General features: G+C 56.7%; 11 protein-coding genes. 3 read left to right on the top strand and 8 right to left on the bottom strand.

Going from position 1 to position 12,838, the window contains the following annotated elements; all coding sequences use genetic code 11:
- Positions 1 to 3 precede the first annotated feature (3 nt).
- The 4 genes from menH to ACT3UM_RS00815 are packed head-to-tail and all read right to left on the bottom strand — an operon-like array spanning position 4 to position 4,354.
- Positions 4 to 753 carry a 2-succinyl-6-hydroxy-2,4-cyclohexadiene-1-carboxylate synthase gene (gene menH / locus ACT3UM_RS00830; RefSeq protein WP_498895224.1) on the bottom strand — a complete coding sequence of 250 codons (750 nt, stop codon included), beginning with the start codon at positions 751 to 753 and terminating at the stop codon, positions 4 to 6.
- Positions 743 to 2,494 (bottom strand): 2-succinyl-5-enolpyruvyl-6-hydroxy-3-cyclohexene-1-carboxylic-acid synthase, encoded by a 1,752-nt coding sequence (gene menD / locus ACT3UM_RS00825; protein WP_498895222.1) that lies wholly within the window; start codon positions 2,492 to 2,494, stop codon positions 743 to 745. The genes menH and menD overlap by 11 nt, the downstream gene beginning before the upstream one ends.
- Positions 2,495 to 2,499: 5 nt before the next feature.
- Complete coding sequence (locus ACT3UM_RS00820; protein WP_498895220.1) at positions 2,500 to 3,822, bottom strand: isochorismate synthase; 1,323 nt, start codon at positions 3,820 to 3,822, stop codon at positions 2,500 to 2,502.
- A gap of 28 nt (positions 3,823 to 3,850) precedes the next feature.
- Positions 3,851 to 4,354 carry a DoxX family protein gene (locus tag ACT3UM_RS00815; RefSeq protein ID WP_498895218.1) on the bottom strand — a complete coding sequence of 168 codons (504 nt, stop codon included), beginning with the start codon at positions 4,352 to 4,354 and terminating at the stop codon, positions 3,851 to 3,853.
- Between the two features lie 142 nt (positions 4,355 to 4,496).
- Here ACT3UM_RS00815 and menA point away from each other — a divergent pair, with 142 nt between their 5' ends.
- Positions 4,497 to 5,423, top strand: a complete 927-nt coding sequence (menA, locus tag ACT3UM_RS00810; RefSeq protein WP_498895216.1) for a 1,4-dihydroxy-2-naphthoate octaprenyltransferase — start codon at positions 4,497 to 4,499, stop codon at positions 5,421 to 5,423.
- Positions 5,424 to 5,442: 19 nt separating this feature from the next.
- Here the strand turns inward: menA and hmuQ are convergent, their stop codons facing one another.
- Positions 5,443 to 5,745: a heme-degrading protein HmuQ gene (hmuQ, locus tag ACT3UM_RS00805; protein ID WP_022521683.1), complete on the bottom strand. Its 303-nt coding sequence runs from the start codon at positions 5,743 to 5,745 to the stop codon at positions 5,443 to 5,445.
- Positions 5,746 to 5,844: 99 nt separating this feature from the next.
- On the opposite strand from hmuQ, the gene ACT3UM_RS00800 reads away from it, so the two are divergent.
- Entirely contained in the window at positions 5,845 to 7,440 is a 1,596-nt protein-coding gene (locus ACT3UM_RS00800) for a cryptochrome/deoxyribodipyrimidine photo-lyase family protein (RefSeq protein WP_498895214.1), read from the top strand.
- A 582-nt stretch (positions 7,441 to 8,022) separates the two neighbouring features.
- Positions 8,023 to 8,304 carry a hypothetical protein gene (locus ACT3UM_RS00795; RefSeq protein WP_498895212.1) on the top strand — a complete coding sequence of 94 codons (282 nt, stop codon included), beginning with the start codon at positions 8,023 to 8,025 and terminating at the stop codon, positions 8,302 to 8,304.
- A 205-nt stretch (positions 8,305 to 8,509) separates the two neighbouring features.
- Here ACT3UM_RS00795 and gabT read toward each other — a convergent pair whose 3' ends face one another.
- From gabT to ACT3UM_RS00780, 3 genes are read right to left on the bottom strand one after another with little or no spacing between them, the layout of a single operon-like run.
- Complete coding sequence (gabT, locus tag ACT3UM_RS00790; protein WP_498895210.1) at positions 8,510 to 9,781, bottom strand: 4-aminobutyrate--2-oxoglutarate transaminase; 1,272 nt, start codon at positions 9,779 to 9,781, stop codon at positions 8,510 to 8,512.
- An 11-nt stretch (positions 9,782 to 9,792) separates the two neighbouring features.
- A complete protein-coding gene (locus ACT3UM_RS00785; protein ID WP_498895208.1) occupies positions 9,793 to 11,244 on the bottom strand; it encodes an NAD-dependent succinate-semialdehyde dehydrogenase in 1,452 nt (483 codons plus the stop codon).
- A gap of 29 nt (positions 11,245 to 11,273) precedes the next feature.
- A complete protein-coding gene (locus tag ACT3UM_RS00780) occupies positions 11,274 to 12,689 on the bottom strand; it encodes an APC family permease (RefSeq protein WP_498895206.1) in 1,416 nt (471 codons plus the stop codon).
- Between the last annotated feature and the right edge of the window lie 149 nt (positions 12,690 to 12,838).

The following is a 12,838-nucleotide window of genomic DNA, read 5'->3' as shown; positions in this document are numbered from 1 at the left end:
ACACTAGCCTAGGTACCAAGTGTTGAGCTGCTGAGCAATCATCTCTGGTTGCTCAGCATGAAGATTATGGCCCCCCTCCAGCGTGATATGGCGCAGGCGCGGGGCCATCGTTGTTAGTTGCGTTGCCAGAGTGTGGAACTTGGCGTCCCGTTGGCCCGAAAAGTAGCTAACCGGCAGAAGGGTGCTCTCCAACCACGACCATAGCGAGGGCTGGTGACCCAAGGAAGTAGACCGCAGCATGTTGGCGACGGCTGGCCCGTGATTCGCGAGACGGCGTTGCATTTGCCGACTGCGCTGAACGTCGGTGAGATCGGCAAACACCGGCTGCTGATACCAATCGATAAGTACGTCTTCCAACGGCTCCTTCTCAAAGCGAAGCGCCCAGCGTTCATCATGAGCAATACGGCCAGGACGCTCACAGGCGGGTAGCCCAGGGTGAGCGCTCTCCAACCAAAGTGCTTTCAGACCCGGCGGTTGGCGGCTGGCGTGGTACAGCGCCAAACGCCCGCCCAGGGAGTAACCCAGCAGGCAGTAACGGCTTACACCGTGGGTTATCAGCGTATCGCTCAGCCAGTGATGAAACGCTTCAAAAGAGGCTACCTGTACCTGATGATTCTGGCCGTGGCCGGGCAAATCCAGCGCGAGGCAGTTAATGCCTTCCAAGCCAGCGATGACCTCAACCCAATCCTGATCATCGCCCAGCAGGCCATGGAGCAGTACCAGAGTCGGCGCCTGCTGAGGTTTACTGCTCACGCGGTGCCCCTCGAATCGCTGCGCCAAGGGCCTTAAGATCATCGGCGACCTGCCGATGGGGCACGTTAACCTCAATCAACGTAACGCCCGACTCTAACGCCTGGGTATAAGCCGCCGCGAAGGCCTCCAATGAGCTGGGCGCTGAATAACCAAGCCCAAACATCTTGGCCGCATACTCAAAATTCAGCCCGTGGGGCTGGCGATAATAGCGCTCCAGCAGTTCCCCCTCTTTGGGCACCGGCAGCATATGAAAAATACTGCCGCCATCATTGTTAAGTATCACCACCACCAGGGGCTGCGCTGCCTGCTTTAACAGTGCGAGGCTATTGAGATCATGCAGTGCGCTGGTATCTCCCAGCACAATGGTAGTGGGTGCTGAGCATGTGCAGCTGACGCCATAGGCCGTGGCGATTAAGCCATCAATGCCAGACGCGCCGCGATTGGCCAATACCCGCAGCGGCATTTGGCGGTGTGTTCCCAGCATATTCATGAGCCTTGCAGGCAGACTGTTACCGATAAACAGCTGCCCTTCCGCCAGTTGCGCCAGCTGGTGACAAATACCCAGCTCTGAGAATGTCACGCACTGCTCTTCTACAAACTGGCTGGTACGGCGCTGAAGGCTATCCAACTGATGCCAAGGCGTTTGTTCGGAAATGTTCGGCAAGCCAGCTATAAAATCCGCGGGCGAGCTTATCAAACGGCGTTTAACGCAGTAATCAGGATCAAGCCGTAGGGGCAGCGGATCAACCAGCCAGACATCCTGCCAGGGCTGTTGGGCAATAAACTGCGTGAGTCGCTTGGAAATTAACCGTCCACCAAACTGCAGCACCACCTCTGCCTTAGCCAGTTCCGCGCTAAAGCGTTCGTCATGGAGCGCCAAATCAAAATGGATCAGGTTATGAGGATCAAAACGCACCTGGCTCTGCACATCCGCCAGTAGCGGCCAGCCCAGTTGCTTGGAGAGCGCTACCACTTGCTGCGCCTGTTGCGGGTCATCAATGCTACCCGCGACGATAATTCCGCGCTGCTGGGCAAATGCTTCCCATACATCACTAAGCGCTGGAATGGTGGCGCTTGCCGGTCCATCACCCCATGACCAATCACTCCAAGGCGTGGAGTCCGTCAGCCAGCGCCCCAGCGGGGCGAGATAGTCACTGGCATCCACCAAGGCGTCGCCTGGGTAAAGGGGCTCGCGGTAACGGCAGTTGATATGGATGGGGCCAGGGGTGCGGCGCTGCTGATCAACCGCTTGGTCAATAGTGCTAAGTACAAATGCTGCTTTTATCTCGGCATCGGGCGGCGGCAAGTCGTGGTGAACAATCGTGTGGCGGGAGAAGATATCCCGCTGGTCGATTGCCTGATTGCTGCCGTTATCCAGCAGCTCAATGGGGCGGTCAGCGGAGAGCACAATCAGCGGCACGCCGAGCAGGTTGGCTTCCACCACCGCCGGATAGAGGTTGGCCACGGCGGTGCCTGAGGTAGTAATCACCACCACGGGCCGGTGACTGCTCCGGGCAATACCCAGCGCCATAAAGCCCAGCCCACGCTCGTCAAAATGGCAGTGGCAGCGCAACCCAACATGCTCGCTGGCGGCCATGGTCAGCGGAGATGAGCGCGAGCCGGGCGCCAGCACCACATCGCGCACGCCTAAGCGATAAAGCTCCTCCAACATTAGCGCCGCCCAAACATGATTAAAGGTAGCGTGCGCTTGCGCAAAACCGCTCGATGTAGAAGCTGTCATACGTGTTATCCCATCCCTAGCAGCGACATGATATCGGCGATTTTAGTATCCAGCTCCCGCCACTCTTCGTCCGGCTGGGAGCCCGCCACAATGCCGGCACCGGCATAGAGCCGGATCATTTCTGAATCGATATGGGCGCAGCGAATAGTCACGGCGAGGTCGCTACTGGCGTGGCTGATTCTCCCAAACACCCCTGAGTACCAACCACGTTGATGACGTTCATGCTGACGAATAAACGCTAGCGCCGACTCGCGAGGAACGCCGCCCACCGCCGGAGTCGGTGGCAGTAAGGAGAGCAAAGACTGGTCGGTGACGCTATGGTGTAATTCGGCGTGGATCAGTCGGCGAATATGCTGCACCGAGCGCAGCTTAACAATATGCGCCTCACCCATTTGGACTTGTGAAGAAAGCGGCTCCAGTTGGGTCAGGAGTTGCTGATAAACGCACTGGTTTTCCAGCGTGTTTTTCTTATCACCCAGTAGCTCAGCGGCAAGCGCTTGGTCTTGTGCGGCATCACGACCGCGGCGTGTTGTACCGGCTAGCGCCTCGGTGGTTAAGTGCCTGCCTTCACGCTTATATAGCTGCTCGGGAGGGCAGCCAATGAATGCCTCGCTCGGTGTCAATTGGACGCCAAAGTGAAAACAGTCGGCAGCTCCCGACTGCCAGCGTGACAACAGCGCCCAGGGATTGGGGGGTTGCGGTGTTGTCAGCCGTGTTTCACGAGAAAGCACCACCTTGGGCGTATGCAGTAGGTGGTCGGGGTTCGTCACCAGCCCCACCCAAGTCGCCCACTCTTGTTGGCTGGGGCGGTCTTCACGCTGGTAAACCAAAGGCTGCAGGCGAGGCAGCGGCTGCTCTGCTACCAACGCGTCTAAACAGGCATGAGCCTGGGCGATTTCGGCACTGGGGCAGCGGTCATCGAAACGTAGATTCAGTGATAGCGTCGCGCCTCCTTTGTGACGTTTCAGCTCGATACGCGGCAGCACAAAGTGGCAGGCTGGAAAGTGAGCCCATCCTGGCGTGCCAGGGTCGAAGGCCATGCCACCAAAAAAGTCGGGCTGCTGGCCGCCAATATCGTTCAGCGCAGCAAGACCAGCCTCCAGCGCAGCTAGTGAATCAAAGGCGTTAACAGCCCCCAGCGTCGCATACTCAACGGCACCCACATCACGTGATTGCCAGTAGAGACGGGGATAGACGCTCTGCAAGTTTAGCCACCCCATCATGTCGTTCACCTGACACGGGGTACTTAAGCGGATAACCCCTTTCTGAGCGGCATCACAAAGCGTAGCAAGCTGATGCCTGAGGGCTTCAATAGGGTTAGATTGCATAGTTCGCCTGTTAGGCCAGCGTTTTCAATTACCTGCTGGCGACCGCTTGGTACCTTAAGCCTAGCTTCTTCTTGATATAGGGTAGTACCCAGCGATCGCCGCCAAGCCGACCGGCATTAGCACCCGCCACCAGCAAGAAGAAGGTCAGCGCAATCATCCATGGGTTAGTAGACACGGTGCCCGCCATCAAAAAGGACATGTTCATCACAATGGCGAAAAACGCAGCGAAGGAGGTCAACACACCAACGATTAATCCCAGGCCAACCAACACTTCCCCAAGCGGTATCATAATATTGATCAAATCTGCGTTGGGCAGCGCAAAGTTCTCAAGGAAAGCGACATAATTAGGGTAAACCGCGCTGCCTTCTCGCATCACGGGATTGGCCACGGCATTGCGCAGAAAGCCTTCGGCATTAAAGCCACCGGTTATCTTACCAATACCAAGCGTCAGCCAAGTGATGCCTAAATAGAGCCTTAGCAGCAACCAAACTACCGCCATATATTTGTTATGTCTAAATAAGTCGCCAATCATCGCGTAAACTCCTACTCAAGGGGTGCTTGCAGTGTGGGACAAGATGACGCGGCATATTTTGACGTAGATCTACTTTTTAGCAGTTAATCATACATTTCCGAATGTTTATTAAATGAAAACGGTCAACAGGAATATCGACGTAATGGAACAGAACAGTAAGCGCCGCTACTACCAAGCATGGCTGTTAGCCGCACGCCCTCGCACGCTACCGCTGGCGTGTGCCTCTATTCTATTGGGTACTGGGCTAGCGGCTAGCGTGGATGCCTTTAATGGCGCGGTGCTGTTGCTAGCCCTACTAACCGCTATTGCGCTACAGGTACTCTCTAATCTAGCCAATGACTATGGCGACGCGGCTTCTGGCGCCGACGACCAATCACGCATTGGGCCGGTTAGAGCGGTCTCTTCTGGCTTGCTAACGCCGCAGGCAATGCGCGTAGGGATGGTTATTACGGCAATCGTAGCAGCGCTGTTAGGGCTGTTATTGCTGGTGACCGCCTTTGGCAACCAGTGGGGGCAGATTGTCACCTTTATGCTGTTAGGAGCGGCTGCGCTATTGGCAGCGGTCACCTATACCGTTGGGCTAGGCGGTACTCCCTATGGCTACCGGGGATTTGGCGATATTGCCGTCTTCATATTTTTCGGCCTGTTAGGCGTTCTAGGCACCTACTACCTGCACACCCACCAGCTAAACTGGCTGCCGTTGCTACCCGCCGCCGCTTGCGGGCTGCTGGCAACTGCCGTGCTCAATGTAAATAACGTGCGCGATATCGAAAGCGATGCACGCAACGGCAAAATCACCCTGGCGGTACGGCTGGGTCGCGCCAATGCGATCACCTACCACTGGGCGCTACTGGGTGTTGCGCTACTGCTGACGCTAACTTACCTAGTCGTGCTGCCTGTACCGCTGGTGGGGTGGAGTTGCCTGCTGGTGGCCAAGCCACTAACGGATGCCGCCAGAACACTACGCCATATTCATGATGGCGAGATCCTGACCGGCATGTTGAAGAAAACCGCTATTTCGACGCTGCTCTACAGTGTGCTGCTGTCGATTGGCTTGGCCTTTGTCTGATTAGGCTACAAAAAGGCTATTAAAGCACCACCTCATAACCTTCAAACTTAGGCGGGCCGAGATAAATCCCCTCGGGCGACTTGGCATTGGCGTGAGCCTTACGGAACGCGTCTGACTTGGTCCAGGCGCGGAAAGCCTCTTCCGATTCCCAAACGCTGTGGGAAATAAACACGGTGTGATCTTCCTGGCTTTCACCTTGCAGCATCTTAAATTGCTTGAAGCCCGGCACTTCGTCCAGGTGAGAATCACGATTGCGCCACACCTCCAAAAAGTCCTCTTCGCGGCCTGGAGCAATCCTAAAACGGTTCATGGCGATATACACAGTTACTCTCTCCTAATGATTGGATACTGCTGGGTTGATTACGCAAACGGTGGCTTGATGGTAACGTCATGGTTTGGTGACGAATAGGCTTCACGGCTAATGGCTAAGGCACCCATTCAGGTCATTTGGTTCAAACGCGATTTACGTATTCATGATCATGCGCCGCTTGCCAACGCCGCCATGGCAGGCCCCGTGCTGCCCATATTTGCGATTGAACCCGGCCAGTGGCATGCGCCGGATAGTGCCCTGCGCCACTGGCAGTTTGCCGCTGATTCACTTATCGACCTTTCTAACGCACTGGCTACACTGGGCCTGCCGCTGTGTATTTGGCAAGGCGATATTGTCGATTTGCTGGACGCCCTGAAAACCCATTACGGCGAGTTTGCTCTTCACTCCCATGAAGAAACCGGCAACGCCTGGAGCTTTGAGCGCGATCTTAGCGTCAAGGCATGGTGCCAACAGCAAGGCGCGCCATGGCATGAAGCACGCCAGCACGGCGTAATACGCGGCCTGAAATCCCGGGTAGTAGAGCACGATGCATGGGAAAAGCAGTGGGAAACGTTCATGACCGCTCCTACCTTCCCAGCCCCGCAAAACGCTCAAGTGACCGAGGGGTGGCAAGACTTTCACCACATTGACGTTGATCAGCTTCAAAGCCTGACACTAGGGTTTGATACCACGCCCTGCCCCGAGCGACAGCCTGGCGGGCGTAGCGAAGGCCGCGCTCTGTGGCGCAGCTTTATTGCCCAGCGCGGGCGGCGTTATCGCGGCTCTATTTCTAAACCGCTGCTGGCCTGGGAATTTGGCTCCCGGCTGTCGCCCCACTTAGCCTGGGGCACGCTCTCCATGCGAGAAGTAGTGCAGTCACTGCGCCGCCAACGAAAAAAGCATGCGGAAGACACCGCTTGGTCGCGCTCGCTGCGCGCCTTCGCCTCCCGGCTTCACTGGCACTGCCACTTTATTCAAAAGCTGGAAAGCGAGCCAAGCATCGAGTCACAAACCCTACACCCGGCGTTGCGCGGCCTGCGGGAGCGCGACCCGGAACACCCCAACCTGATTGCCTGGAAGCGCGGGCAAACCGGCGTGCCGTTAGCAGATGCCTGTATGCGCAGCCTGATCGCCACCGGTTGGATCAACTTCCGTATGCGCGCCATGCTGATCTCCCACGCCACCTTCGGCCTGGGGCTGCACTGGTACGAGCCAGCATTACACTTGGCGCGGCTGTTTACCGACTTCGAGCCGGGCATTCATTACCCTCAAGTACAGATGCAGGCAGGCGCCACGGGCACCAACGCGCTGCGGGTGTATAACCCCATCAAACAGGCGGAGGATAACGATCCCACCGGTGAGTTTGTCGCCCGCTGGGTGCCGGAATTAACGCCACTGCCCCAGGAGTGGCGTGCCAAACCCTGGGCACTGCCGGAAAGCCTGCAAAAGCGGTTCGACTTTCAGCCTGGCGTAAACTACCCAATCCCCAACGATTTTGAGGTCGAAGCACGCCACTGGAAGAAAGTGCTCTATGAGCTTCGCCGCACTCCAGAAGCAAGGGAAGCCAGCCAAGCGATTGTGGATAAACTCGCCAGCCAGCGCCGACCGCCTGCTCGGCGCGCTAAAAAAGCAACACCCGCTAATCGCCAGCAGCTTTCGCTGTTTGATGAGGGCGGGTTAGAACCAACAGCCGACACGCACGATTAGAGAAATCGATGTGCTCTGCGATTTTCCAAGCCCCACATAGGCCATTCTGGATACCTTTGAATGCTGAGCAACGCCTGGTTAATTTTTGACCTGTTTCATGATTTTGAAAGCTGCTACAATATTATTGGCAACCACTTATAGGAGGTGCCAACTAGTGGCTACTGCATCTTTTGATAAAACCTTTGTAGTCAACGATAAGCAATCCATTGACCGGATTCACCAGGATTTGGCGACCCCCCGCCATATCAAGGTTCAGAAGCGTGACTATGAGGCCGAAAACAAACGGGGAATTCAGCTATTAAAACAACGATTGTCCAACTCGGAGACCTGCTGAAGGAGCTTGATGAGACATCCACCATCGAGCTTCTCAGTACATTTTCCTGTCACCGCAACGCTGATGTCGAAAGCTTCCTCACCCAGCCTGCTAAAGCCATCCGCTTTGAGCAGACAGGCAACGCTAGAACCTACCTGATCATCAACGACGATACTGCCGATATCCTCGCGTACTTTTCCTTATCGTTTAAAGAATTAACACTTGAAGGAGCCAACGTCAGCAAGACCAAGGTTCGGCAGCTGGATGGTATGTCTAAGCGCGCTGAACGTATCCGCGCCTTTCTGATTGGCCAAATTGGTAAAAATACGGCTGTCATTGACAACCCGATATCGCTTGATGCCATTCTGGGAGAGATTTATGCGGTTATTTCACAAGCCAAGGCCCTTATTGGTGGTCGTGTCATCATCCTTGAGTGTGAAGACTGCCAGAAACTGATACAGCTTTATGAGCAACACGGTTTCACACTTATTGAGACACTAGGCGACGAACAGCCTCGGTTACGTACAATGTATATTCACGTCACCGAATGAGCCTGCTTAGGAAGTATAAACAGATGACGTGTTCATTCTGTACCTTGCTGATTACCAACGCATCACTCCAGATTGGCGCGCCACTGGAAGAAAATACTGTGTTAGTTTCGCCGCACTCCAGACGCCAGAAAAACAAACCCCATCCATCGTCAAACAGCTGTCGCTGTTTGACGATGGATGGGGTTGACGGCGTTTACCGTCAGGGTTAGCTAAGCGCTTCCAAAGACTGCTCAATAATACTCAAACCCTCTTCCAACACCGCAGAAGACACCGTTAGCGGCACCAGAATGCGGATGCTGTTGCCGTAGAAGCCGCAGGAGAGCAGGATCAAACCTTTCTCGCGGGCTTTTGCACAGAGCGCACCGGTCATCTTAGTATCTGGCTTGCCATCACTGTCGAGCAGTTCAAACGCCGCCATGGCGCCTAGCTGGCGGCCGTGGGCCACGGCGGGGAAACGCTCTTCCCAAACCGCGAAGCGCTCGGCGAGCATTTTGCCCATCTGTTCGCTGCGGGCCAGGATATTTTCCTCTTCAATCACCTCAATCACTGCCAGCGCCGCTGCACAAGAGAGCGGGTTGCCGCTGTAGGTGCCGCCCAAAGAGTTGGGGCCGGAGGCGTCCATTACCTTGGCGCTACCTACTACTGCAGAAAGCGGCATGCCGTTGGCTAGGCTCTTGGCGGTGGTGAGAATGTCTGCCTCAATGCCGCTGTGTTCCAGCGCAAACAGCTTGCCGGTGCGGGCAAAGCCGGACTGCACTTCGTCGGCGATTAGCAGAATGCCGTGCTCGTCGCACAGGGCGCGCAGCGCTTTCAGGTAGTCCGGTGAGGCGATGTAGAAACCACCTTCGCCCTGTACCGGCTCAATCACGATGGCTGCCGTGCGGTGGGGGGCGATATCGGTTTTGAACAGCGTGCGAATAGCGTTCAACGACGCTTCTTCGCTAATGCCGTGCAGCGGGTTGGGGAACGGTGCGCGGAACACATCGCCCGGCATCGGGCCGAAGTCGTTCTTGTAGGGCAGCACCTTGCCGGTCATCGCCAGGGTCATCATGGTGCGGCCGTGGAAGGCGCCGTCGAAAGTGATGATGCCGGTGCGACCGGTGGCGGCACGGGCAATTTTTACGGCGTTTTCCAACGCTTCGGCACCGGTATTGACCAGCATCGCCTTACGCTCGGGGCCGCGCACCGGGCTCAATTCACACAGCTTTTGGCACAGCTGCACGTAGGGCGCGTAAGAGATTACTGCAGCGCTGGTGTGCATGACTTTCTTGAGCTGCACTTCTACCGCGGCAACGATTTTCGGGTGGCGATGCCCCAGGTTCAGCACGCCAATGCCGCCCGCAAAGTCGATCCAGCGGTTGCCGTCGGCGTCCCACAGTTCGGCATTTTCAGCGCGCTCGGCAAACTGGGTGGTCGGCGTCGCGGCACCGTTGGCCACGTAACGGTTTTTCAGCTCGTTCAATTCTTGGTTAGTCATCATTTTTCTCTTTAAAGGCCGCCAACGCAGACGTATTTCAGTTCGGTAAATTCATCGAGACCGTGATGGGAACCTTCCCGGCCCAGCCCGGACTCTTTCACACCGCCAAACGGCGCCAGCTCGGTGGAGATCAGCCCCTCATTTACGCCAACCATGCCGTACTCCAACTGCTCCATGGTGTGCCATATGCGGCGGTAGTCAGTGGAGTAGAAGTAGGCCGCCAGACCAAACGGCGTATCGTTGGCCATGGCGATGGCTTCTTCATCGCGCTGGAAGCGGAACACCGGTGCGACCGGGCCGAAGGTCTCTTCGTCGGCTACTGCCATATTTGTGGTCACATCGGCGAGCACCGTGGGGGTATAGAAGCGCTCGCCCGCGGCATGGAGCTTGCCGCCGCACAGCAGGCGCGCGCCTTGGTTTACCGCGTCGTCCACATGGCGCTGCACTTTATCCACAGCGGCTTGGTTGATCAGCGGGCCGATAATGCTGCCTTCGGCTAGGCCGTCGCCTACTTTTAGCGCGTTCACACGCTCGGTCAGCTTGCTGACAAATGCATCGTAAATGCCGTCCTGCACCAGGAAGCGGTTGGTGCATACGCAGGTTTGCCCGGCATTACGGAATTTGGAGGCGATGGCGCCATCCACAGCGGCGTCTACATCGGCGTCGTCAAAGACGATAAACGGCGCGTTCCCGCCCAATTCCATGGCGGTTTTCTTCACCGTACTGGCGCACTGAGCCAGCAGGTGTTTGCCGACAGGGGTCGAGCCGGTAAACGAGACTTTACGCACTCGGGGGTCGGTGGTGAGCACTTCGCCTACCGCAGCCGGTTTTGATGCAGTAATGACGTTAATGGTGCCCGCTGGCAGGCCCGCTTCTAATGCCAAATATGCAGCGGCCAAGGCGGTTAACGGCGTGGCCTCGGCGGGCTTGATGACCACGGTGCACCCAGCGGCCAGGGCCGGGGCGCACTTGCGAGTGATCATCGCCAGTGGGAAGTTCCACGGGGTAATCGCTGCGACGACGCCCACCGGCTCGCGCAGCACTAGTAGGCGTTTATCCGCGCCATGGCTGGGCAGGGTTTCCCCTGCCATGCGCTTGGCCTCTTCGGCGAAAAACTCAATAAACGATGCACCGTAGATCACTTCGCCTTTGGCTTCCGCCAGCGGCTTGCCCTGTTCCAGCGTCATCAGGCGGGCCAGGTCATCGGCGTGCTCAATAACCAGATCAAACCAGCGGCGCAGCAGCGCAGAGCGCTGTTTCACTGGCGTGGCTCGCCAGGCGGCACCGGCGTTGTAAGCCGCCGCCACGGCGTCACGGGTATCGTCGGCGTCCATATCGGCCACCCGGGCAATCGTTTCACCGGTGGCGGGGTTATCTACCGCAAAGCTCTGCTTGCCTGTACGCCATTCAGTGCCAATCAGGGCAGGGACGCCGTCGTTCAACCACTGTTCGATAAAGCTCATAAGAGGCTCCTTAAGTCTCGGTGGACAGCTTACAGGTCAACTTTCATATGACGGTCGCTGTAATCACGGCCATAAGTGCGCAGTGCGTGAACATATAACGCGAGGCCTAATGCGGCCCAACCGGCAAAGATGGTCCATTCAGCGCCGCTAAGAGCCGCCGGGCTACCGGGCAGGTAGAGGCACGCCATCGCGAAAGAGAGAATGATCGCCAGAGTGCCGCATAGCTTGCCGTTGCTAACCTTGAACGGGCGCGGCATGTCTGGCTCGCGCACCCGCAGCACCACAAAGGAGATCGCCACAAACAGGTAGGCCAACACGATGCCTAAACCACCGGCGTTTACGATCCACACCAGCGCAGGACGGCCAAAGAAAGGCGCCACACAGGAGAGAAAGCCCATCATAAAGATGGCGTTAGTGGGCGTTTTATAGCGAGGGTGCAGCTTGGCAAAGGGGGCTGGCAGCATGCCTGCTTTAGCAAGGGCATAAATCGCCCGGGAGCCGCCAATATAGAAGGCGTTCCAGCTAGTGATAATGCCCGCAATACCCGCCATCACCATTAAGTTACTGGCCCACGAGGCGTTAAACAGGCTGCCCATGGCATCCGGCACGCTAAGCGAACTTGCTGCCAGTTCATCGCTGTTCAGCGCCAGGCTGGTGGCCAGAATAATCAGCGCGTACCACACCACCGCCAGAATGACCGACATCATCAGTACTTTGCCGATGGCTTTATAGGGCAGGTTGATCTCTTCCGCCGCCTGGGGAATAACGTCAAAGCCCACAAACAGGAACGGCACCATCACCAGCACCGCCACAATGCCTGCGAACACGCCGGTATCGGCCTGAGTGAAGAGCGGCATCATATTGATGGTTTCGCCTTCAAACAACGAACCAGTGACAAACATCACCCCCACCAGCAGAATCAACCCGGTGACGACCTTCTGTAGCAGCGCAGCAGTGGTCACGCCGAAGTAGTTGATCACCATCATGGCCAGCGAGCCGCCTACGCCGACCGCCACCCAAGTGGCTTTCACTTCCCAACCGGCAATCGTCCATAGATGACCAACGGCGTAGTTAGGCGCCAGGTGCTCGATCACCGTGGGCAAGGCAACGGCTTCAAAGGCCACCACGCTCAAGTAGCCCAAAATAATCGCCCAGGTGCATAAGAAGGAGGGCAAGTGACCTAAAGCGCGGTAGCTGTAAACGTGCTCGCCACCCACTTTGGGCATCGCAGCGGCAAGCTCTGCATAGGTAAGCCCGACCAAGACAATCGCTAAGCCGCCGATAATAAACGCTATAATGGCGCCTAGACTGCCTGCGGATTGAATCGCGGTACCGGTAAGCACAATCCAGCCCCAGCCGATCATCGCGCCGAAAGCCAGCGCTAGTACATCGCCACGGGCCAATACCCGGACGAGCCCTTCCTGTTCTGATGAGGGTGTAGTCATTGTAAATGTCCTGCGAGTTATTGGATGTTGTCGTAGGCGCTCAGGGGCGCAGTATCCTGATCCTGTTTGAATGGCCTCGCTTTTTAAACGGGCTTGTTAAACAGAATAGCAACACGCTAGCAGGCGGGAGCGAAAACGCGAATGCACCA

Origin of the sequence: Halomonas sp. AOP13-D3-9 (assembly GCF_052379125.1) — a bacterium.
Classification (GTDB): Bacteria; Pseudomonadota; Gammaproteobacteria; order Pseudomonadales; family Halomonadaceae; genus Vreelandella.
Note: the sequence above shows the minus strand (reverse complement) of the source record. Positions and strands in the feature narration are given on the sequence as shown.